At 69.5% G+C, this 21,391-nt stretch carries 18 protein-coding genes and 1 pseudogene; 13 read left to right on the forward strand and 6 right to left on the reverse strand.

Features of this window, described 5'->3' with window-relative positions; all coding sequences use genetic code 11:
* Positions 1 to 20 precede the first annotated feature (20 nt).
* Entirely contained in the window at positions 21 to 2,270 is a 2,250-nt protein-coding gene (locus OH802_RS07425; RefSeq protein WP_406026582.1) for a transglycosylase domain-containing protein, read from the forward strand.
* Positions 2,271 to 2,367: 97 nt separating this feature from the next.
* On the opposite strand, the gene OH802_RS07430 is transcribed toward OH802_RS07425, so the two are convergent.
* The 4 genes from OH802_RS07430 to OH802_RS07445 all read right to left on the reverse strand — a co-directional run bounded on the left by OH802_RS07430 (position 2,368) and on the right by OH802_RS07445 (position 7,018).
* Positions 2,368 to 3,219 (reverse strand): GTP-binding protein LepA, encoded by an 852-nt coding sequence (locus tag OH802_RS07430; RefSeq protein ID WP_406026584.1) that lies wholly within the window; start codon positions 3,217 to 3,219, stop codon positions 2,368 to 2,370.
* Positions 3,220 to 3,423: 204 nt separating this feature from the next.
* Positions 3,424 to 4,659, reverse strand: a complete 1,236-nt coding sequence (locus tag OH802_RS07435) for a lytic transglycosylase domain-containing protein (RefSeq protein WP_406026586.1) — start codon at positions 4,657 to 4,659, stop codon at positions 3,424 to 3,426.
* A gap of 114 nt (positions 4,660 to 4,773) precedes the next feature.
* On the reverse strand, positions 4,774 to 5,787 hold the full coding sequence (locus OH802_RS07440) for an HAD family hydrolase (protein ID WP_406026589.1): 1,014 nt from the start codon (positions 5,785 to 5,787) through the stop codon (positions 4,774 to 4,776).
* A 13-nt stretch (positions 5,788 to 5,800) separates the two neighbouring features.
* Positions 5,801 to 7,018, reverse strand: coding sequence for a PucR family transcriptional regulator (locus OH802_RS07445; RefSeq protein ID WP_406026591.1), 1,218 nt, complete (start codon positions 7,016 to 7,018; stop codon positions 5,801 to 5,803).
* A 288-nt stretch (positions 7,019 to 7,306) separates the two neighbouring features.
* Between OH802_RS07445 and OH802_RS07450 the strand changes: the two are divergent.
* From OH802_RS07450 to OH802_RS07500, 11 genes and pseudogenes are all read left to right on the forward strand, one after another.
* Positions 7,307 to 7,750: pseudogene (locus tag OH802_RS07450) on the forward strand (ABC transporter ATP-binding protein); the annotation flags it as partial.
* A gap of 603 nt (positions 7,751 to 8,353) precedes the next feature.
* Positions 8,354 to 9,076: an MlaE family ABC transporter permease gene (locus OH802_RS07455; protein ID WP_400467539.1), complete on the forward strand. Its 723-nt coding sequence runs from the start codon at positions 8,354 to 8,356 to the stop codon at positions 9,074 to 9,076.
* A 1-nt stretch (position 9,077) separates the two neighbouring features.
* Positions 9,078 to 9,920, forward strand: a complete 843-nt coding sequence (locus OH802_RS07460; protein ID WP_406026593.1) for an MlaE family ABC transporter permease — start codon at positions 9,078 to 9,080, stop codon at positions 9,918 to 9,920.
* Entirely contained in the window at positions 9,917 to 11,209 is a 1,293-nt protein-coding gene (locus tag OH802_RS07465; RefSeq protein WP_406026595.1) for an MCE family protein, read from the forward strand. The genes OH802_RS07460 and OH802_RS07465 overlap by 4 nt, the downstream gene beginning before the upstream one ends.
* Complete coding sequence (locus OH802_RS07470) at positions 11,206 to 12,237, forward strand: MCE family protein (RefSeq protein ID WP_406026597.1); 1,032 nt, start codon at positions 11,206 to 11,208, stop codon at positions 12,235 to 12,237. The genes OH802_RS07465 and OH802_RS07470 overlap by 4 nt, the downstream gene beginning before the upstream one ends.
* Positions 12,237 to 13,250 (forward strand): MCE family protein, encoded by a 1,014-nt coding sequence (locus OH802_RS07475; protein ID WP_406026600.1) that lies wholly within the window; start codon positions 12,237 to 12,239, stop codon positions 13,248 to 13,250. Before OH802_RS07470 ends, OH802_RS07475 begins: the two co-directional genes overlap by 1 nt.
* Positions 13,247 to 14,275 (forward strand): MCE family protein, encoded by a 1,029-nt coding sequence (locus tag OH802_RS07480; protein ID WP_406026602.1) that lies wholly within the window; start codon positions 13,247 to 13,249, stop codon positions 14,273 to 14,275. The genes OH802_RS07475 and OH802_RS07480 overlap by 4 nt, the downstream gene beginning before the upstream one ends.
* A 35-nt stretch (positions 14,276 to 14,310) precedes the next feature.
* Positions 14,311 to 15,636, forward strand: a complete 1,326-nt coding sequence (locus tag OH802_RS07485) for an MCE family protein (RefSeq protein ID WP_406026604.1) — start codon at positions 14,311 to 14,313, stop codon at positions 15,634 to 15,636.
* Entirely contained in the window at positions 15,636 to 16,781 is a 1,146-nt protein-coding gene (locus OH802_RS07490; RefSeq protein ID WP_406026606.1) for an MlaD family protein, read from the forward strand. Before OH802_RS07485 ends, OH802_RS07490 begins: the two co-directional genes overlap by 1 nt.
* Complete coding sequence (locus tag OH802_RS07495) at positions 16,778 to 17,362, forward strand: hypothetical protein (protein WP_406026608.1); 585 nt, start codon at positions 16,778 to 16,780, stop codon at positions 17,360 to 17,362. Before OH802_RS07490 ends, OH802_RS07495 begins: the two co-directional genes overlap by 4 nt.
* Positions 17,359 to 17,862 (forward strand): hypothetical protein, encoded by a 504-nt coding sequence (locus tag OH802_RS07500; protein WP_406026610.1) that lies wholly within the window; start codon positions 17,359 to 17,361, stop codon positions 17,860 to 17,862. Before OH802_RS07495 ends, OH802_RS07500 begins: the two co-directional genes overlap by 4 nt.
* A 75-nt stretch (positions 17,863 to 17,937) precedes the next feature.
* Here the strand turns inward: OH802_RS07500 and OH802_RS07505 are convergent, their stop codons facing one another.
* Together OH802_RS07505 and OH802_RS07510 are read right to left on the reverse strand one after the other, a co-directional pair.
* Positions 17,938 to 18,162, reverse strand: coding sequence for a hypothetical protein (locus tag OH802_RS07505; protein ID WP_406026612.1), 225 nt, complete (start codon positions 18,160 to 18,162; stop codon positions 17,938 to 17,940).
* Positions 18,159 to 18,584, reverse strand: a complete 426-nt coding sequence (locus tag OH802_RS07510; RefSeq protein WP_406026614.1) for a hypothetical protein — start codon at positions 18,582 to 18,584, stop codon at positions 18,159 to 18,161. Before OH802_RS07510 ends, OH802_RS07505 begins: the two co-directional genes overlap by 4 nt.
* Before the next feature lie 156 nt (positions 18,585 to 18,740).
* On the opposite strand from OH802_RS07510, the gene clpB reads away from it, so the two are divergent.
* Positions 18,741 to 21,332 carry an ATP-dependent chaperone ClpB gene (clpB, locus tag OH802_RS07515; protein ID WP_406026616.1) on the forward strand — a complete coding sequence of 864 codons (2,592 nt, stop codon included), beginning with the start codon at positions 18,741 to 18,743 and terminating at the stop codon, positions 21,330 to 21,332.
* The last annotated feature ends 59 nt before the right edge of the window (positions 21,333 to 21,391 follow it).

Below are 21,391 nucleotides of genomic sequence, written 5' to 3' on the forward strand. Positions count from 1 at the left end.
CGCGCAAAGTCGTTCGTTCCATGCCGTTTCACCGCGTCGCGATGCGGTTCGCGGCATTCATCGGCGTCGCCGCGGTGACGGGGCTGGTCGCCTCCGGCATGGCGGTCCCGTTCATCCACCTGACCGGCGTCGCGGCGAAGTCCGGCGCCCAGGCCATGGACGAGCTGCCCCTCGACATCGACATGGGCGAGCTGTCCCAGACGACCCGCATCCTGGATGTGCACGGCAAGGTGATCACGACCCTCTACGACCAGAACCGGTCCTACAAGGCGCTCGACCAGATCTCGCCCAACATGCCGAAGGCGCTGCTCGCGATCGAGGACAGCCGCTTCTACGAGCACGGCGCGATGGATCTCAAGGGCACGCTGCGGGCGCTGCTGCGCAACTCGGCTTCCGAGTCGGGTTCGGTGCAGGGCGGCTCGTCGATCACCCAGCAGCTGGTCAAGACGACTCTCGTCTACGGGGCCGACACCGACGAGGAGCGGGCCGCCGCGACCGAGAAGTCCACGGCCCGCAAGATCCGCGAGCTCCGCTATGCGATCTGGCTCGAGGAGAACCACGACAAGGACTGGATCCTCGAGCGCTATCTCAACGCGGCCTACTTCGGTGACTCCGCCTACGGGGTTCAGGCGGCCGCGAAGCACTACTTCGGCGTCGACGCCGCCGACCTGACCTGGGGGCAGGCCTCGATGCTGGCCGGGATGGTGAAGAACCCGACCGGCTACGACCCGACCGACTACCCCGACGCCACGGTGGCGCGCCGCAACCTGGTGCTCGAGCGGCTGGCCCAGGTCGGCGACCTGCCGCGGGCCGACGCCGAGAAGCTCAAGGAGACCGAGCTCGGCCTCAACGTCCAGGACAGCCGCAACGGCTGCTTCGGATCCTCGGCGGAGTTCTTCTGCGACTACGCGCTGCGGTGGCTGCTCGCCGACAAGTCGCTGGGCGAGACCGAGGCCGAGCGCTGGCGGCTGCTCCAGACCGGCGGTCTGACCATCAGGACGACCCTCGACACGAGCTTCCAGAAGGCGGCGCAGCGGTCGGTCAGCGGCCGCGTCTCGCCCACCGACAACGCCGTCGGCGCCCTGGCGATGGTCGAGCCCGGCACCGGCAACGTCAAGGCGCTCGCGCAGTCGCGGCCGATGGGGGAGAACCGGAAGAAGGGCGAGTCCTACCTGAACTACCTGGTGCCGAAGGAGTACGGCGACGCCAACGGCTTCCAGGCAGGCTCGACCTTCAAGGTCTTCGTCGGCGCCGCGGCGATCGAGAAGGGCTTCCCGCTCAGGCAGGAGATCCCGTCGCCGGCCAAGAGGACGTTCAACCAGGCGTCCTTCGCCAACTGCCCCGGCGAGGGCAACTTCAACCCCAACCCCTACCCGGTCGGCAACTCGACCACCTCGGGCAACAAGAACCTCTACACCGGCACCCGCGAGTCGGTGAACACCTTCTACGTCCGGCTCGAGCAGTTCACCGGCGTCTGCGCCCCCTACACGCTCGCGAAGAAGATGGGCGTCAGCCTGACCAATCCTGCCCACGAGCGGGTGCCGTCCTTCACCCTCGGCCCGGTCGATGTCAGCCCGTTGGAGATGGCCGAGGCGTACGCGACGTTCGGTGCCCGCGGCAAGCACTGCGACTCGCGGCCGGTGACCGAGATCGTCGGCCCGGACGGGAAGACGATGAAGGAGTACGCGGCCTCGTGCGAGCAGGTGATGCGTACGGGCACTGCCGATGCGATGAACGACATCCTCCGCGGCGTGCTGCAGCCGGGCGGGTTCGGGCAGCGGCTCGCGCTGAGCGTGCCGTCGGCGGGCAAGACCGGGACCACCAACAGCAACCGCGCCGTGTGGTTCAACGGCTACACGCCCAAGCTGGCGACCGCCTCGATGATCGCCGGTGCCAACTACGAGGGCAAATGGGTCTCCCTCAACGGGCAGCGCCTGCGTGGTGGCTACGTCGCCTCGGCGTCGGGCTCGACCGTCGCCGGGCCGATGTGGGCCGACGCGATGCGGGCGATCGACGGCAAGTTGGGCTCCGCGAACTTCGTACGTCCCGGCGCCAGCGTCGTCAACGGCAAGGGCGTCAAGATCCCGAAGGTCGAGGGCCTGTCGGTCGCCAAGGCCACCGCCCGACTCAAGGCGGCCGGGTTCAAGCCGGTCGTCGGCAAGCGGGTCAAGTCGCGCTGGAAGGCGGGCACGGTCGTCGGCACGGTTCCCGGAAGCCGGGCGATCAAGGGTGCGACGGTGGAGATGCTCGTGTCGAAGTGGCGCGGCTGACGGTGGGATGTTCACCGAGGTGACTCGGTGGATGCCCGCTTCCTTCGTGGAGTTCCACCAAGTAGGTGACTACTGACCGAGTTACCTCGGTCAGCATTCAGGCGGCCGCCCGCACCCGAGCTGCCTCGACCGCCTCGCGGAAGGCGCGGGTGACGTAGTCGGGGACGGGGAGGCCGCGGTCGCGGGCCCAGAGGAGCTCCTGCTCGACCCGGGCCACGTCGGCGGCGAGGTCGCGGCCTTCGTGATCGACGCCGAGGGTCTCCATGACGTCGCCGAAGTCGGCGAGCTGGGTCACGTTGTTGACCCCGACGGGGGCGAAGGAGATCCGGCGCATGCGTCTGACCAGCCACTTCTGCCAGGCGGCGAGCGTGGCCCAGTGGGCGCGGGCGGAGAGCTGGTAGAAGGCGTAGTGGCCAGGCTCCTGGCGCTTGATCGGCGCGATGACGGTGTCGGCGACGGCGTGCTCGCCGGTCTCGATGACCCCGTCGTGGAGCAGGTTGTAGGCGATCACCGCGGAGCGTTCGGTGGCCATGCCGGTCAGGTAGTAGAGCATCCGGCAGACGTCCTGGAACGGCTCCAGGTGAGCCAGCAGGCCGAGCACCTTCAGCTTCAGGCCGACGTGGTCGAGATCGGTGGTCGCCGGCGGGCGCCCGAGGATCTGCTGGAGCCGGTCGAGGATCAGGCCGTGCTGGATCTCCTGCGGCTGCCACACCTCGGCGTAGAACTGCTTGTCGACCTCGGGTGGGTTGGGGAGCATGGTCGAGATCTCGAGTACGTTGCGGTCGACCTCGAGCTCGACCCGCGCCATGTAGTCGAGCACATGGCCGAAGCGGGCGCCGAAGCCGGCCGGGTCGTTCATGGTGAAGTCGACCGAGTCCATCGGGATCGGTGGGTGCTCCTCGCCGAGGCGCGTGACATGAGCAACGAGACGTTCGGTATCGGTCGGCATCGAGGCGGCTCCTGGTGGGGGAGTCAAGCAGCGCCTCCAGTCTGCCCGCACCGGGCGAGGTTGTAATGCGATTTAACGTAACCGAGGGGTGTTGGCCCCGACACGTACGCAGAGGCTCCGACGGCTCGACCAGCGGGGGAGGGCGGTGGTCGAGACGGGTGCGCGGGCGGAGGTGCCGAGGCCAACACGTTGGGGGCCTGATTCTCAGGACGTGCTCGCTGTGACCTCCGCGCCGGCGGACTCGCTGGCCGACTCGGTCGCGGCCGGAGTCTCGGTGGGCGTCTCGGTCGGAGCTTCAGTCGGAGTCTCAGTCGGAGTCTCGGTCGGGGTCTCGGTCGGGGTCGGATCCACCGTGGGGGTCTCGGTCGGAGTCTCCGTCGGCGTCTCGGTGGGCGTCTCGGTCGGTGACCCCGTGGGGGAGCCGGTCGGGTCCGGGCCCGAGGTGGGCGACGGGACGACGGACCCGTCGTCGCCGGGGGAGCCCGACGGCGAGGGGGAGGAGGGCGTGGTCGAGCCGCCGGGCGTACCGGTGTCCGTCCCGCCCGAGGGTGATCCGCCTGAGCGCCGGGGCGGCTGGGCGCTGGGCGAGGCGCCGGAGAGCGGCTCGAGGTCGGAGGCGGAGGTGACCGGGATCTGCGCGGCAGGCAGGACGACGCCGGTCGGTGCCTCGAAGGTCCCGAGCCGATAGCCGTTGGCGATCTGCAGGACCGCCGAGACGTACGCCTCGCTGTGGTTGTAGCGCAGCACCGCCGAGCGCTGCCCGGCCTCGGTGGACAGGTCGGCGGAGCCGGAGCACAGGTAGACCGCGGCGGCGAGCGCGGCGTCGTCGACGTCCTGAGGGTCGCGGCGCCCGTCGCCGTCGGCGTCGACCCCGACGTCGGACCAGGTCGACGGGATGAACTGCATCGGCCCGACCGCGCGGTCGTAGACGAGGTCTCGGTCGTAGGTGCCGCCGTCGGTGTCGAGGATGCGTGCGGTCTCGCCGGCCCCGGTGAGAGGTACGCCGAAGATCCCGGGCGTCGCGACCCCGGAAGCGGACAGCGTGTTACCCCCGGCCCGGCCGTGGTCGGACTCGACCCGCCCGATGGCGGCGATCAGCGACCAGTCGAGACGGCAGCCCGGGTCGGCGTCCGCCAGCACCGTCGCGGCCCGTTGGTAGGCGGAGAGGGCGGTCTCGGGGATGACGCCGGCGGCGGCCTTGGCGGCGAACCCGGCGGGCTTGGCCGCGAGGGTGGGACTGGCCTTGGGGATGGGCTTGACCGCGGAGACGCTCACCGGCGGCAGCAGCTCCTGAGCCGGCACCTCGACCGGCACCTGACGCACGCTGGCCGTGGCGTCGACGGGCCGGCCCTCCTGGATCGCATGGATCGTCCAGGCGGCGGTGGCGGCGGCGACGGGCAGCGCAGCTGCCTTGAACAGCAGACCGGGTCGTGGGGTCATCCTCGGTCACATCCTCGGGTCGGGCGGGGTGGGTCGATGTCACCGATCCAGCCATCATGTGAGCCCCGCCACAACGAGCTGAGCGCGATCCGGGCCGAGAACTCCCGAAACTACTCACGCACGTGACAAGTTTCCGGACCTCGCCACCGGGATCGCGCCGGTCACGGCCGCCGTCACCATGCAGAGCAGCGCGCACCCCGCGGCGAGCAGGACCGAGCCGGCGCCCAGGATCGTCAGCACCGCCCCGACCACCGCCGGCGCCAGCGCGACGGGCCCGGCCCAGCGACGCCCCACGACGGCTCCGCGGGCGAGCGAGATCAGCTCGGCGACGCGCCGGACGTCGAGATCCGTCAGACGTACGCCGGAGCTCCCGCCCACGGCCAGGTCGGCCACCGCCTGGGCCTCGGCGTCCTCGGGGCGAGAGCTCACGAATGCGACCACCCGCCCCTGCTCCTGCAGCTCCGCGACGAGCCGCTCCCGCTTCTCGGGGGCGATCTCGGGATGCCATCGCTCGATGCCACAGGTCTCGGCCAGGTGCTCGGTCTCGCGGTCGGTGTCGTCGGAGACCAGCAGCGGCGTCGCTCCCGCCGCCGTCAGCCGTGACACCGACGCGCCCGCGTCCTCGCGCGGCTGGTCGCCGACCACGAGATAGCCCAGCGGCCGCCCGTCGAGCTCGACGCCGAGGACGGTGCCGCGATCGGTGCGCTCGGCCATGCCGATCCAGGAGGGCCGCCCGACGCGTACGGGATGCCGGTCCACCGACCCCCGCACCCCCGATCCGGGAACGACGTCGAAGTCGGTCACCTTGCCCCGCGGTGAGAGCCGGGCGACGGCGCGGGCGAGCGGGCCCTCGGCCTCGTGCTCCAACGCTCCCGCGAACCAGCGCAGGTTGCGCAGATGGTCGGGGTCGAGCGGGTCGACGGTGGTCACCACGAGCCGCCCGGTGTTCACCGTCCCCCACCGGTCGAGCACCACGGTGTCGACCCGGGCGGCGACCGCCCACGAGGACCGTGGCACCGACTCGATCCCGTGCCGGCGCCCGGCCCAGCCCGCGACGACGTGCGGGAGCACCGACCCCAGGACGTACGCAGCGACAGCACCAGCCACGAGAACGATCACTTCCACCATGAGCGGCTCCGGGTCAGCCGGTCTGCTGCTGGTAGCGGTCGAAGTCGCTCTGGTCGCCGGCGACCCACAGCGGCACGCTCGCCTTCAGCAGCAGCAGGAGCTGGGTGACGAACTCGGGGTCGCGCAGGGACTCTCCGAAGAGCTCGTTGATCCGCTTCCAGCGGTAGCGGATCGTCTGCGGATGCACGCCGAGGACCGCCGCGATCGCCGGGGCGCTCTCCCGGGTCTCGAGCCAGACCAGCAGGGTCTCGGTGAGGATCTCGCGGGAGTTGGCCGACTCGGCCAGCAGCGGTTCGAGCAGCTCCTGAGCGAGCTGGCGGCGCATCACCGGCTCGGCGTGGAGCCAGATCTCGGTGCGGTAGGCGAGGCAGTTGATGACCGGCTTGGCCGGGATCACCCGGGCGTTGACCAGCGCCAGGGCGCGGTTGGCCCAGCGCCAGGCGGCGGGTACGTCCTCAGGTGGCACCGGCCAGCAGATCGAGACCCGCGCCTTGGGGGCCGCCGCCCGGACCTCCTTGGTCACCGCCGCGGTGTCGCGAGGCGGGCACATCACCACCTGGGTCGGCTCGCGGCGACGGGTGAGGGCGGTGGCGGACAGGGCGTCGGATGGGATCCGGCCCCCGTCTCGCAGCTCGACGGCCATCACGGTCACCTTCTCGGGCAGTGCCCAGTCGCCCAGCGCCGCCTGCACCTCGATCTCGTCGGCGGAGGCCCCCGACAGCATCCGGTCGATCAGCCGCGCCCGGGCGACGTCGTTGTCCTGGTCGCGAGCCTCGGTGCCGGCCTCGAAGCCCTTGCTGACCTGCGAGGTCAGGTGGCCGACGTACGTCGTCATCATCTCGTTGAGCGCGTTCAGCGCCGCGGCGGAGAGCTCGTTCTCGACCGCCCGGCGGCGCAGCTCGTCCCAGAGCTCGGTGGTGGCCATGTGGATGCCCTGGTCGACGATCGCCCGGTCCTGGCCCAGCGCGGCGACCTTGAAGCCGACCTTGCGGAAGTGGTCGTCGATCGCGATGTAGGGCGCCGAACGCCCGAGGCCCAGGTCGATGAAGTGCGACATCGCGCCGTGCACGGCGGTGAAGATGAGCTCCTCGAAGCCCTCGGTCTCGGCCGGCAGCCCCTCGCGTAGGTGGTGGGTGATCTTGCGCGCGATCGGCCGCACCTCGCTCTCGAGGCTCTTCAGCATCCACACGGCGGAACCAGGTAGACCGGGTGACTGATGGGTCTGCGTCATCTCGTGCTCCGTCGCACGTCAAACTCCTTCGTTCAACATGCCCGAGAAGGTATCGACCACCATGGCACGTCTTTGCCAAGCCTGCCCCCGAATTGCGGTACGTCCGTTCCACCAAGCGGGCCGAACGGCGTGAGTGCGCCAGATCCAGCCGGCCGATTTGTCATGCGCGTGACAAATCAGGGCGTTCATTTGATGCCCGAGCGAATTACCTCTCCCGTGTGATGAGGGCCACACGTACTGTCCCGATCGTCGACGCACCCCACAACGGCAGAACAGGGAGGTCCCGCGATGGGCGGAACCGTGGAGGTCACCGGGCTCACCAAGAGCTTCGGGTCCCAGAACATCTGGAGCGACGTGACCCTCACGTTGCCGCAGGGCGAGATCACCGCGCTGCTGGGGCCCTCGGGCACCGGGAAGTCGGTGTTCCTGAAGTCGCTGATGGGACTCCTGCGGCCGGAGTCCGGGGTCTGCCTGGTCGACGGGGTCGACATGGTGAAGGCGCGCGAGTCGCAGCGGCAGGAGCTGCGCAAGCGGTTCGGGGTGCTCTTCCAGGACGGTGCGCTCTTCGGCTCGATGAGCGTCTTCGACAACGTCGCCTTCCCGCTGCGCGCGCACACCAGGAAGCGCGAGTCGGAGATCAAGCAGATCACCAGCGACAAGCTCGACCTGGTCGGGCTGATGGGGCAGGAGCACAAGCTGCCCGGCGAGATCTCCGGCGGGATGCGCAAGCGCGCCGGTCTGGCCCGCTCGCTGGTCACCGAGCCCTCGATCATCCTGTGCGACGAGCCCGACTCGGGGCTCGACCCGGTGCGTACGGCCAACCTGGCCCAGCTGCTGGTCGACGTCAACGCGGCCACCGACGCCACGATGCTGGTGGTCACCCACAACATCGAGCTGGCACGTACGCTGCCGGACAACCTCGGCATGCTCTACCGCCGGCGCCTGGTGATGTACGGCCCGCGCGAGGAGTTCCTGCTCACCGACCATCCTGTCGTCTCCCAGTTCATGAGCGGCGACCCGATCGGGCCGATCGGGATGAGCGAGGAGACCGACCACGGCGTCAACGACGACTACGTCGAGGGCGAGGCCTACTACCCGTCCGGGGGAGTGGCGACCGTACGTGCCGGCGCCCGCGCCATCGAGGTGCTGCCGCGCCAGCTCGCCCCGGCCAGCGGCGCACCTCGCGAGGGTGCCTCGCGGCACGCGGACCGGGTGGCGAGCGGAGCCGCGACGCTCTACACCGCCGATGACGACGAGGTCGACCGAGCCCCGGCAGCGGTCCGGACAAAGGACCCGGTCAGCAGGGGGCTCGACCAGGTCGGGGCGCTCTTCGCGCTGGGTCTGGACACCTTCCGGGCGGCGCTCCGCCGGCCGTTCGCGGCCCGCGAGCTGCTCGACCAGTTCTGGTTCGTCACCTCGGTCTCCTGGATCCCGGCGATGCTGGTCGCGATCCCGTTCGGAGCGGTGATCGCGCTGCAGCTCGGCACCCTCACGGTGCAGATCGGGGCGCAGTCGTTCACCGGCGCCGCCTCGGTGCTCGCCGTCGTGCAGCAGGCGGCACCGATCGTGACCTCGCTGGTGATCGCGGGGGCCGGTGGCGCGGCGATCTGCGCCGACCTGGGATCCCGGACGATCCGCGACGAGATCGACGCGATGCGGGTGATCGCGGTCGACCCGATCCAGGCGCTCGTGGTGCCGCGTGTGCTCGCCTGCGTGCTCGCGGCGGTGCTGCTCAACGGCCTGGTCAGCGTCGTCGGCGTCCTCGGCGGCTACTTCTTCAACGTCATCATCCAGGGCGGGACGCCCGGGGCGTACCTCTCCTCCTTCACCGCCCTCGCCCAGCTCTCCGACCTGTGGGTGGGCGAGCTCAAGGCGGTGCTCTTCGGGCTCATCGCCGGACTCGTCGCCGCCTACCAGGGGCTCAACACCAAACCCGGGCCGAAGGGGGTGGGGGAGGCGGTCAACCAGTCGGTCGTCGTCACCTTCCTGCTCCTCTTCTTCGTCAATTTCGTGATCACGACGCTCTATCTCGAGCTCGTCCCCGGAAAGGGGGCCTGAGATGGCGACGGTCGACGTGGTCAAGAAGCGGTCGCGCCTGGACCGCTCGCTGGACGGGCTGGTGCAGACCGGCCGCGACATCCGGTTCTACGGGAAGGTGCTGGTCGGGATCCCATCCGCGATCCGGCACTACCCGCGCGAGATCCTCCGGATCCTCTCCGAGGTCTCCTTCGGCACCGGCGCGCTCGCGGTCATCGGCGGCACCATCGGGGTGATGACGGGGATGAGCATCTTCGTCGGCACCGTCGTCGGCATGCAGGGGTACGCAGCGCTCGACCAGATCGGCACCTCGACGCTCAACGGGTTCATCTCCGCCTACTTCAACACCCGCGAGATCGCTCCGCTGGTGGCGGCTCTGGCGATGTCGGCGACCGTCGGTGCCGGCTTCACCGCACAGCTCGGCGCGATGCGGATCAACGAGGAGATCGACGCGGTCAAGGTGATGGGGCTGGGCACGATCCCCTACCTGGTCTCGACCCGGGTGGTCGCCGGCTTCGTGGCGATCATCCCGCTCTACGTCGTCGGGCTGCTGACCTCCTACGCGGGCTCACGGATCGTGACGGTCTACTTCCACGGGCAGTCGGCCGGGACGTACGACCACTACTTCCAGCTCTTCCTGCCGCCCATCGACATCCTGCTGAGCTTCGGGAAGGTGCTGATCTTCTCGATCCTGATCATCCTGATCCACTGCCGGCTGGGCTTCTACGCCAGCGGCGGGCCGTCGGGGGTCGGGATCGCGGTCGGGCGCTCGGTGCGGCGGGCCATCGTGGTCGTCGCGCTGCTCGACCTCGCCCTCTCGATGGCGATGTGGGGCGCCACCACGACGGTGAGGATCGCGGGATGACCCGGCCCACAATGAGCCTGGCGAGACTTCGCGACGCCTTCCTCGGCCTGTGCTACCTGGCCGTGGTCGCGGCGGTGGCGCTCGGCGCCTGGCTCGCCTACGACCAGACCTTCGTGGACCGTTCCGAGGTCACGCTGACCACCGGCACCCTCGGCAATGCCCTCCAGGAGGGCTCCGACGTCAAGCTGCGTGGGGTGCCGGTCGGCACCGTCCGCACAGTCTCGGCCCGCGAGGGCGGCGCCGAGCTGACCCTGGCGCTGGAGCCGGACGTACTCTCCGATCTCTCGGCCGACACCACCGCGCGGCTGCTGCCCAAGACCCTCTTCGGGGAGCGGTACGTGGCGCTGCAACCGGCCTCCGGGCCGGAGCTGTCGGCCGGCGACACCATCGAGCAGGACCGCTCCGACGAGGCGGTCGAGCTGGAGCAGGTGCTCGACGAGCTGCTCCCGGTGCTCAAGGCGATCCAGCCTCACAAGCTCAACGCGACGCTGAGCGAGCTGGCCACGATGCTGCGCGACAACGGCGACGACATCGGCGAGGTCTTCTCGGCGTGGGCGGACTACCTGAGGAAGCTCAACCCGCTGGTTCCGCAGATGGCCGACGACCTCGCCGCGCTCGGCCGGGTCGCTGGCCACTACGAGGAGGCCGCGCCGGATCTGCTGGACGCGCTGGACACCATGACGGTGACCGCAGAGACCCTCGTCGACCAGCAGAGACAGCTCGCCGACACGTTCCGGTCGGTGACCACGACGGCGGCCGACACCGACCGCTGGCTCGAGCGCAACCGGGAGACGATCGTGGTGCTCTCCGACACCTCGCGCGACGCGCTCCGCGCGGTCAGTCCGTACGCCTCATCCTTCCCGTGCCTCTTCAGCGCCCTGCGCGACTACGCGCCGGCGATGGCCAAGAACCTCGGCAAGGGCACCGACGAACCCGGCTTCCATGCGCTGGTCAGCGTCTCCGACATCCGGCAGCCCTACCCCTCCGGCTACGTCCCGAAGCTGCGCACCGGCGGCCCCCGATGCCCGTACGTCACCGGTCAGACCGGCAGCCAGCCGGCCGTCACCGGGACGGCCGGCGCCGCTGAGCGGATCGAGGCACCACCGACGGACCGGGTGCGCACCTTCGGTGCGACCACGGGCCTCGGCGAGCAGAACTCCAAGAGCGAGAACCAGCTGATCGCCGAGGTGATGGCACCAGCGGAAGGCCTGGCACCTGATGAGTATCCGACCTGGTCGAGCCTGCTGCTCGGCCCGACCCTGCGAGGCACGGAGGTGATTGTCCGATGAGGCTCAGCGGCGGCGGTTCGGTCGCGGTGACGCTCACCAAGTCGGTGGTCTTCGCGCTGGTGACGGTCCTGGCGATGGCGGCCCTGGCGACGACGATCTCCAACGGAACGACCTCCTCGGGACGTACGTTCACAGCGCTGTTCACCGACGTGACCAGCCTCAACAAGGGCGACGACGTCCGGATGGCGGGGGTGAAGATCGGCACCGTCCAGTCCATCGGGCTGCGCCACAACGACACCGCCGAGGTCGTCTTCACCGCGGCCGAGTCGGCGCCGATGGTCGAGGGCACCCGAGCCGAGCTGCGATTCCGCAACCTGATCGGTCAGCGTTACATCGCACTGGAGCCGGGCGCTCCCGGCGGCGAGCCGCTGCGCGCCGGCTACACGTTCGAGCTCGACGAGACCCAGCCGGCGCTGGACCTGACGATGCTGTTCAACGGCTTCCAGCCGCTGTTCAAGTTCCTCGACCCCGAGGACGTCAACAACCTCAGCGCCCAGATCATCGCGGTCTTCCAGGGCGAGGGCGCGACGGTGGAGTCGCTGCTCTCCTCGACGGCCTCGCTGACCTCGACCCTCGCCGACCGCGACCAGGTGATCGGCGACCTGATCACCAACCTCAACTCGGTCCTCGAGGTGGTCAGCCAGCGCACCGGGATGCTCGACACCACCCTGGTGACGCTGCAGCGGCTGGTCTCCGGGCTCGCCGCCGACCGGAAGACGCTCGGCTCGACCATCGAGGGGATGGGCGAGCTCTCCCAGAGCGTCACCGGGCTGCTGCAGGAGGGCCGCGAGCCGCTGCGCGACTCGATCGACTCCCTCGGCGACGTCTCGGAGAACCTCGCCGAGAACGACGAGGCGCTGACGAAGTTCCTGACCACCATGCCTCAGAAGACCGACCAGATCGGCCGGATGGCCACCTACGGAGGATGGCTCAACTTCTACATCTGCTCCATCGACGGGCGGATCCCGAAACCCGAGGGCTACTACGGCGACCTCGGTGTGGACTCCCCGGCAGGAAGGTGCCAATGATGGCCCGCTATCCGAAGTCGTTCGCCGAACGCAACAAGATCGTCATCGCCGTGGTCGGGATCCTGGCCATGACCGGCGTCTTCTTCGCCACCTTCTACGCCGAGGACCTCCCCGTCATCGGCGGTGGCGACACCTACGAGGCCTACTTCGCCGAGGCCGCCGGGATACGTCCCGGTGACGAGGCGCGGGTCGCCGGGGTGAAGGTCGGCGAAGTCTCCGAGCTCGAGCTCGACGGCGACAAGGTGCTGATCAGGTTCCGTGCCAAGGACGTCTCGCTCGGCTCGCAGACCACCGCGTCGATCAAGGTGAAGACGCTGCTCGGGCGCAAGTTCCTCGCCCTGGACCCGGGCGGCTCGGGCCGTCTCCGGGGTCCGATACCGGTCTCCCGGACCACGACCCCCTACGACGTCAACGCCGCCTTCTCCGACCTCTCCACCACCGTCGGGGAGATCGACATGGCCCAGGTCGAGCAGTCGATGGACGCCCTCTCGGAGGTCTTCGAGGACACCCCCGAGGACGTACGCGGCATGGTCTCCGGTCTCACCCGGCTCTCCCGCACGATCTCCTCACGAGACCAGGAGCTGGCCGAGCTGATGAGGACGACGACCGAGGTCACCGGCACCCTCGCCGAGCGCAACGAGGAGATCGGGCTCCTGATCGAGGACGGCGACAAGCTGCTCGAGGAGCTCGCCGCCCGCCGGCAGGCGATCCACCAGATGCTCACCTACACCGACGACCTCGCCAAGCAGGTCACCGGCCTGGTCGAGGACAACCAGAAGCGCCTCCAGCCGGCGTTGGAGAAGCTCGACCAGGTCTCCGAGATCCTGCACCGCAACCAGGACCACCTCGACAAGGCGCTCTCCCAGATCGGCGCCTACTACCGGGTGATCGGCGCCTCGATGAGCAACGGGCCCTGGATCGACGTCTACGGCTGCGGCCTCTTCGACGAGAACAACGCGCCGGTGCTCGACAACGACGTCCAGCGCGACTGCAAGCCGGGAGGGACGAGATGAGACGGCTCATCGCCGGGTTCCTCGTGATCGCCGTCGTCGGCGCGATCGGGTGGGGTGCTGCGTACGGGATCCGGGAGGGGCGGAAGGGCACCACGTTCTCCGCGCTCTTCGAGGCCTCCGTGGGCCTCTATCCCGGCTCCGACGTGCAGATCCTCGGAGTGCCGGTCGGCGAGGTGACCTCGGTGACCCCGGTCGGCGAGCACGTGAAGGTCTTGATGACCCTCGACCCCGGCCAGACCGCCGCGGCCGACACCGAGGCCGTGATCGTCGCCCCGACGCTGGTCTCGGACCGCTTCGTCCAGCTCACCGAGCCGTACGTCGACGGGCCCGAGCTTCGCGACGGCACCGTCATCGAGGAGACCGCCGTGCCGGTCGAGATCGACGACCTCTACGCCTCGCTGACCGAGGCCGGGGAGCAGCTCGGTCCCAACGGTGCGAACAAGAACGGCGCGCTCTCGCGGTTCCTGGAGGTGGTCGCGGCCAACCTCGACGGGCAGGGCGCCGACATCAACCAGGTGATCCGGGAAGGCGCCGACGCGTCCGCGACCCTGGCCGACGTCGACCAGGACTTCTTCGCGACCGTCGAGAACCTGGACACCTTCAACAAGACCCTGCTCGAGCACGACGACGGGGTCGAGGACGCCAACCGCCGGTTCGCGCAGGTCACCGAGTACCTCGCCGCGGACCGCGACGACCTGGCCTCCGCCGTCGGCAACCTCGGCGAGGCGCTCGCGCTGCTGGAGTCGTTCATCAAGGACAACCGCGGCGAGATGCGCACGAGCGTCGAGAACCTGCAGGGGCCGACCCAGGTCCTCGTCGACCAGAACGAGTCGCTCGAGGAGGCGGTCGCCACGATCCCGCTGGTGCTGCAGAAGTACGTCAACGCCTACGACCCGGCGACCAACAGCCTCGTCGGCCGCACCAACCTGAACGAACTGAGCGTCTGGTCCGGCGACGGCCTCACCGGCCAGACCTCCGAGGACGCGCCACCGGTCCTGCTTCCCGGTGTCGGAGAGGAGCAGTGATGGCGCGCTTGTCGAGTCCCCTGTCGAGACCGCTCGTGGCTGTGCTGGCCACGGCCGCCCTGACCCTCTCCGGCTGCGGCCTCGGTGCCGTCAGCGGAGGCGTCTACGAGGCCCCGCTGCCCGGCGGCGCCGACGTGGGGGAGGATCCGATCACGCTGAGCGCCGAGTTCAGCGACGTACTCGATCTGGTTCCTCAGTCCAGCGTCAAGATCGACAACGTCGCGGTGGGCCGGGTCTCCAAGATCAGGCTGACCGAGGACGGCCGCAGCGCGCGGGTGTCGCTGGTGGTCAACGACGACGTCGAGCTCCCCGCCGGCACCACGGCACGACTGCAGCAGACCTCCCTGCTCGGAGAGAAGTACGTCGCGCTGATCCGCCCCGCCAACCCGGTCGCGGGCTCGCCCCTGGGTGATGGTGCGGTCCTCGGGAGGGGTGACACCGAGGCGGCCGCGCAGGTCGAGGAGGTGCTCGGGGCTCTGTCGATGGTGCTCAACAGCGGCGGGATTGCGCAGTTCCAGGAGATCTCCCGCGAGCTGCAGAAGATCTCCGACGGACGGCCGGAGGAGATCAAGGCCTTCCTTTCGGAGATGGACCGGTTCGTCTCGGTCCTCGACTCACGCTCGGCCTCGATCACCTCCGCGATCGAGTCGCTCAACGAGCTCGCGGTCACGTTGGAGAAGGACAAGACCAAGATCTCGAACGCGCTGGAGGGACTCTCGCCGGGCATGCAGGTGCTCGTCGACCAGCGTCCGCAGCTGGTCGCGATGCTGGAGGCGCTCGACAAGCTCTCCAAGGTCACCATCAGCACCCTGGACGAGGCCCAGGACGACATCGTCGCCGACCTGAAGCTGCTCGACCCGATCCTCGACCAGCTCGCCAAGGCAGGCTCCGACCTGCCCTACGCGCTCGAGATCCTCTTCACCTACCCGTTCCCCGACGAGGTGCTCAACGCGCTCCGCGGCGACTACATGAACCTGTTCATGATCACGAACTTCCGTACTCCTGCCGGCTGCCAGTCCAAGGGCTGCGAATGGCTGCAGCCGGCGGTCGGAGGCGGGTCCGGCGGCTCGGTCAGCTCCCAGTCCGGGCCGTCGGGCGCACCGCCCGGACTGCTGCCGTCGACCACCTCACCGGTGCCGGGCTCGTCCTCGCCGTCGATCCCGGGGGAGTCGATCCTGCCCTCCGATCCCGGTTCTTCCTCGTCCTCCTCGGATCCGTCGGAGTCCGGGTCGTCCTCGTCGTCTCCGTCCGATCCCTCCGAGTCGCCATCTGAGTCACCGACCGACTCGGGGTCGGCGACCTCCGAGACCTCGCCGGAAGGCACGGCGGGCGACGCCGGCTCCGTGGAAGGGAGCGAATGATGCAACGGCTCACCGGAGGCGTACGCGTCAAGCTCGGGCTCTTCGTCGCCCTCGCGCTCGTGGGCACCAGCTATGTCGGGGCCCGCTACGTCGGTCTGGACCTGCTCGACGAGCCCTACCGCGTCGACGTATCGCTGCCAGAGGGCGGCGGCCTCTTCGTCAACTCGGAGGTGACCTACCGCGGGGTGCCCGTGGGGGAGGTGACCGCCTTGGAGGCAGGCTCCGACGGCGTACGTGCCGTGCTGGAGATCGAGGGCGACGCGCCCGCCATCCCCGAGGACGTGACCGTGAAGGTCGCCAACCGGTCGGCCATCGGCGAGCAGTATCTGGACCTCCGCGGTGGTGCGGTCGGCCCCGCCCGGCTCTCCGACGGCGACCGGCTCAGTGCGGGCGAGGAGGCATTGCCGTACGACGCCTCCCAGGTCATCGAGACCGGCCGCGACTTCGTCGCCTCGGTGCCCGAGGAGGCGCTGGTGACGACGATCGACGAGTCGTACCTGCTGTCCCAGGGAGCCGGGTCCGACCTGCGGAAGCTGGTCGACACCTCGCTCTCGTTCCAGCAGGAGGCGGACCGCAACTTCCTGGTCTCGGCGAGTCTGATCCGCAACTCCGACCAGGTGCTCGCGACCCAGGAGGAGTCGGCGACCAGCATCAAGGCCTGGAGCAACGACCTCGCGCTCTTCTCCTCGACCCTTGCTGATTCCGACAAGGACCTGCGCGACCTGATCGGGGCGGCGCCCGGCACGGCCACCGAGATCTCGCTGCTGGTCAAGGAGGTCGGGCAGCCGCTCGGGATCCTGATGAGCAACCTGGTCACGCCCGCGACGCTCTTCGGCACGAACGCGGCCGCGCTCGAGTCGACCTTCGTGACCGCGCCGGAGGCGGTCAGCATCGGCTGGGCGATCAACACCTCCAACGGGCCACGGCTGAGCCTGATGCCGTCCTTCTTCAATCCGCCCGCCTGCGTCTCCGGCTATGAGGGCACCGACCTGCGCGCCGGCACCGATCTGAGCAAGGGCAAGCCGTTCAACACCGCGGCCGGCTGCGATGCCGTGCCCAAACCGAAAACCACGAAGACCGAGACAGTCGAGCCGGGGACGGTTACCGTCCCCACCACGCTCGCCGGACTGATGGGGGAGCGATGAGCACGACAACGGAGAGACGACGAACGGAGGCCTCGGTGGTCGAGCTTGTCGAGACCCCGCCGTCGAGGCGCGACCGGGTGCTCACCTGGGCCCTCCCGCTGGTTGCGCTGTGCGTGCTGGCCGCGGGCGCGCTGACCTGGTGGCGGGCGACCGGCCACGACCAGGAGATGGTCGACGAGGCCGCCCGTCGAGACCGGGTGCTGATCGTCGCGACCAGCCACATCGAGACCCTCAACTCGCTCGACTACCGCAAGGTGGACGAGGGGCTGAAGGGGTGGGCCGCCGTCACCACCGGAACCCTGCACGACCAGCTGACCAGCGTCTCCGAGGAGGACCGCACGGTCCTCGCCGAGCAGGAGAAGATCTCGACCGGCTCGGTGATGGACGCCGCCGTGACCGAGCTCGACGACGACAGCGCGACCGTGATCGCGGCGGTCGAGATCACGGTCCGCGACGGCTCTGCTTCCGGTGAGGAGGCCGAGCCGACGGTCAAGCGCAACAGGTTCGCGGCCGACCTGGTCAAGGTCGGCGACGACTGGCTCCTGGAGAGCCTCGAGCAGGTAGCGGTGAACATGTCATGAGTCTTCTCGTACGCCGTTGGGCACCGTTCCTCGCCGCGCTCGCCCTAGTCCTGGGGCTGGGAGCGTTCTGGCAGGCCGACCGGGAACGCAGGACCGACCACGTCGGCAACCGCGCCGTCGTCGACGCCGAGGCCACCACCGAGGTGCAGTCGGCCGTCTCCACCGACCTGCTCCAGGTCTTCTCCTACGACTTCGCCGACCCTTCGCCGACCGCTGCTGCCGCTGATGAGTTCCTCGCCGGCGACGCCCGCAAGGAGTACGACCTCCTCTTCAAGCAGCTCCAGGAGAAGGCCCCCGGTCAGAAGCTCGTGCTCAGCGCCGAGGTCCAGGTCGCCGCGGTCAAGTCCCTCGACGCCGACTCCGCCGAGCTCCTGGTCTTCCTGGACCAGGCCTCCCAGCGTTCCACCGACAAGGAGTCGTCCATCTCCGCTGCCCAGATCGCTGTCGAGGCCGCGAAGGTCGACGGCCAGTGGAAGGTGACCGCCCTGAACCTCTTCTGATGCCGAGTCGGCTCGTTATGACGAGCCGACTCGACGCGGATCTTGGTCAGGATGAGCCGACTCGACGCGGAGGGGTCAGTCGCCGCCGCCTCCACCGCCGCAGCTCGAGCCGCAGGAGGAGCTGCTGCACGAGCTGGTGTGGTTGTCGCCGGAGTCGTAGGTCGAGCCGCACGAGCTCGAGCCACTGCTGCTGCCTCCGCGGGAGCGAGGGCGCCGGTTGCCACGGCCGGCTCGGACTGTGGTCTTGGTCAGCACGTAGATGACCAGGCCGAGGAGGACGATGATGATCAGGACTTTCATGTGGAGCTCCGTTTCCAGATGCGGCGTTCGAGGCGCCAGATGTGTGAGCCGAGACCGATGGTGAGCACCCGGCGCCCGGCGATCCGGGTGAGCGCCAACCGACGCCGGCCCTCATAGACCTCGTGCAGCCGGAGCCAGTCGGCGCCGATGGTGGTCAGGAAGGCGCGTACGTCATCGTGGGCGCAGCCCTGCTGCGGGTGCTGCGCGGCCCAGGCATGGAAGCGGGCGCGCCAGTCCGGGAGCAGGTCGAGCTCGGGGGCGGCATGCTCGGCGGCCGAGGAGCGCTTGTGATGGAGCACCCGCGTCGTCGCGGTCGCCCCGGCGGGATCGAACCCCGGCGGCGTACGTCCCGCCAGCAGGTCGTCGAGGACCTCGCGCTGCCGCGCGGCGAGCTGCTCGCGTACCGCGCCTCGGGAGTCCACGGGAGGAGTGTGCCCGATCGTTTGGTCCGCCGCCGCAATATATGTAAAAGTCAAAGTTGAGTGGAACAGACTCAACTTTGGTTGTGTTGAGATAGATGCGGGTGACAGGCACTCGCGGCAGACTCAAGTGCGTCCCCAGGAGGAGAGCAGAGACAGATGAGCCAGTTTTCGGCAGACAAGTTCACCACCAAGGCTCGCGAGGCGATCGAGGCCGCGCAGCTTGCCGCCACGACGGCGGGCAACACCACGACCGAGCCGATCCACCTGCTCGCCGCGCTGCTGCAGCAGGACGAGGGCACCGCGACGTCGATGGTCACCAAGTCCGGTGTGGACGCCGAGGAGCTGTCGCGAGCGGCGGCCGCCGACCTCGCCGGGCTCCCGCGCGCCAGCGGGTCCACGGTGCAGCAGCCCGCTGCCTCGGGTGGGCTGACCCGTGTCCTGGCCGGCGCGATCACCCTGGCCACGTCTCTGAAGGACGACTACGCCGCCACCGAGCACCTGCTGATCTCGCTGGCCACGGTCGAGTCGTCGGCGCAGAAGGTGCTCAAGAGTGCCGGGCTCACCGAGAAGGGGCTGCGCGAGACGCTGAAGGCGGTCCGCGGCAACCGCCGGGTGACGAGCCAGGACGCCGAGGACTCCTACGAGGCGCTCGAGAAGTACTCCCAGGACCTCACCGAGGCCGCCGAGCGCGGCAAGCTCGACCCCGTCATCGGCCGTGACTCCGAGATCCGCCGCGTCATCCAGGTGCTCTCGCGGCGTACGAAGAACAACCCGGTCCTCATCGGTGAGCCCGGCGTCGGCAAGACGGCCGTCGTCGAAGGGCTCGCCCAGCGGATCATCGCGGGCGACGTACCCGACTCGCTGAAGGGGCGCCGCCTCCTGTCGCTCGACTTGGCGGCGATGGTCGCCGGTGCGCAGTACCGCGGCCAGTTCGAGGAGCGGCTCAAGGCAGTCCTGGAGGAGATCAAGGCCGCCGAGGGGCAGGTCATCACCTTCATCGACGAGCTGCACACCGTCGTCGGCGCGGGCGCCGGCGGCGACTCCGCGATGGACGCCGGCAACATGCTCAAGCCGATGCTCGCGCGCGGTGAGCTGCACATGATCGGTGCGACCACGCTCGACGAATACCGCGAGCGCATCGAGAAGGACCCGGCACTGGAGCGCCGCTTCCAGCAGGTCTTCGTCGGCGAGCCGTCGGTCGAGGACACCGTGCAGATCCTGCGCGGCATCCAGGAGAAGTACGAGGCGCACCACGGTGTCCGCATCACCGATGCCGCTCTGGTGGCCGCCGCGACCCTGTCCGACCGCTACATCACCGGCCGGCAGCTGCCCGACAAGGCGATCGACCTCATCGACGAGGCCGCCTCCCGGCTGCGGATGGAGATCGAGTCGTCTCCCGAGGAGATCGATCAGCTTCGCCGCGCCGTCGACCGGCTGAAGATGGAGGAGTTCGCGCTCTCCAAGGAGTCCGACGACGCCTCGCTCGAGCGTCACGCGGCGCTGCGCAAGGAGCTCGCCGACATGGAGGAGGAACTGCGCGGGCTGGAGGCGCGCTGGGAGCAGGAGAAGGCCTCTCTCGAGGGCGAAGGTGCCCTGCGCAAGCAGCTCGACGCGCTGCGCAGCGAGGCCGAGCGGCTCCAGCGAGAGGGTTCGCTGGGGGAGGCCTCGGAGATCCTCTACGGCCGCATCCCGGAGCTGGAGCGGCAGATCGCCGAAGCCGCCGAGGCCGAGGACGATGACAACGTCACCGACCGGCTGGTCGGCGAGGAGGTCGCTGCCCAGCAGATCGCCGAGGTCGTCGAGGCCTGGACCGGCATCCCGACCGGCAAGATGCTCCAGGGCGAGCAGGCCAAGCTGCTCGAGATGGAGACCGAGATCGGTCGCCGGCTGATCGGGCAGAAGTCCGCCGTGACCGCCGTCGCCGACGCGGTGCGCCGCTCGCGCGCCGGGATCGCCGACCCCAACCGCCCCACCGGCTCGTTCCTCTTCCTGGGCCCGACCGGCACCGGTAAGACCGAGCTCGCCAAGTCGCTCGCCGACTTCCTCTTCGACGACGAGCGCGCGATCGTACGCATCGACATGTCCGAGTACTCCGAGAAGCACTCGGTCGCCCGGCTGGTCGGAGCGCCTCCGGGCTACGTCGGCTACGACGAGGGTGGTCAGCTGACCGAGGCGGTGCGACGACGCCCCTACTCGGTGGTGCTGCTCGACGAGGTCGAGAAGGCTCACCCCGAGGTCTTCGACATCCTGCTGCAGGTGCTCGACGACGGTCGCCTGACCGACGGTCAGGGCCGTACGGTCGACTTCCGCAACACGCTCCTCATCCTCACCTCCAACCTGGGCTCGAACTTCCTGGTCGACCCGGTCATGGACGAGCACGAGAAGCACGAGTCGGTCATGGCTGTGGTCCGGGCGTCGTTCAAGCCCGAGTTCCTCAACCGCCTCGACGAGGTCGTCATGTTCGACGCCCTCTCGCTCGCCGACCTCACCAAGATCGTCGACATCCAGCTCGGTCTGCTCGAGAAGCGGCTGGCCGCCCGTCGCATCTCGATCTCCGTCACCCCCGAGGCTCGGGAGTGGCTGGCCGAGACCGGCTACGACCCGGCGTACGGCGCTCGGCCGCTCCGCCGCCTCATCCAGTCCGCCATCGGCGATCCGCTGGCGCGGATGCTCATCGGCGGCGAGGTGTCGGACGGTGGCCAGGTCACCGTCGACCGCAACGGCGACGGTCTCACCCTGACCCCCTAGCTGAGGCGTCACCCCGGTCGGCCGAGTGGGCACGCAGGTGCCCACTCGGCCGACGTACG

The sequence above is a fragment of the Nocardioides sp. NBC_00850 genome (assembly GCF_045207335.1).
GTDB lineage: Bacteria > Actinomycetota > Actinomycetes > Propionibacteriales > Nocardioidaceae > Nocardioides.

Excerpts from the sequence above, each read along its gene's own strand:
- OH802_RS07425 (WP_406026582.1), top strand. The coding sequence starts at position 21 with ATGCCGTTTCACCGCGTCGCGATGCGGTTCGCGGCATTCATCGGCGTC.
- OH802_RS07430 (WP_406026584.1), bottom strand. The coding sequence starts at position 3,219 with ATGCCGACCGATACCGAACGTCTCGTTGCTCATGTCACGCGCCTCGGC.
- OH802_RS07435 (WP_406026586.1), bottom strand. The coding sequence starts at position 4,659 with ATGACCCCACGACCCGGTCTGCTGTTCAAGGCAGCTGCGCTGCCCGTC.
- OH802_RS07440 (WP_406026589.1), bottom strand. The coding sequence starts at position 5,787 with ATGGTGGAAGTGATCGTTCTCGTGGCTGGTGCTGTCGCTGCGTACGTC.
- OH802_RS07445 (WP_406026591.1), bottom strand. The coding sequence starts at position 7,018 with ATGACGCAGACCCATCAGTCACCCGGTCTACCTGGTTCCGCCGTGTGG.
- OH802_RS07460 (WP_406026593.1), top strand. The coding sequence starts at position 9,078 with ATGGCGACGGTCGACGTGGTCAAGAAGCGGTCGCGCCTGGACCGCTCG.
- OH802_RS07465 (WP_406026595.1), top strand. The coding sequence starts at position 9,917 with ATGACCCGGCCCACAATGAGCCTGGCGAGACTTCGCGACGCCTTCCTC.
- OH802_RS07470 (WP_406026597.1), top strand. The coding sequence starts at position 11,206 with ATGAGGCTCAGCGGCGGCGGTTCGGTCGCGGTGACGCTCACCAAGTCG.
- OH802_RS07475 (WP_406026600.1), top strand. The coding sequence starts at position 12,237 with ATGGCCCGCTATCCGAAGTCGTTCGCCGAACGCAACAAGATCGTCATC.
- OH802_RS07480 (WP_406026602.1), top strand. The coding sequence starts at position 13,247 with ATGAGACGGCTCATCGCCGGGTTCCTCGTGATCGCCGTCGTCGGCGCG.
- OH802_RS07490 (WP_406026606.1), top strand. The coding sequence starts at position 15,636 with ATGCAACGGCTCACCGGAGGCGTACGCGTCAAGCTCGGGCTCTTCGTC.
- OH802_RS07495 (WP_406026608.1), top strand. The coding sequence starts at position 16,778 with ATGAGCACGACAACGGAGAGACGACGAACGGAGGCCTCGGTGGTCGAG.
- OH802_RS07500 (WP_406026610.1), top strand. The coding sequence starts at position 17,359 with ATGAGTCTTCTCGTACGCCGTTGGGCACCGTTCCTCGCCGCGCTCGCC.
- OH802_RS07505 (WP_406026612.1), bottom strand. The coding sequence starts at position 18,162 with ATGAAAGTCCTGATCATCATCGTCCTCCTCGGCCTGGTCATCTACGTG.
- clpB (WP_406026616.1), top strand. The coding sequence starts at position 18,741 with ATGAGCCAGTTTTCGGCAGACAAGTTCACCACCAAGGCTCGCGAGGCG.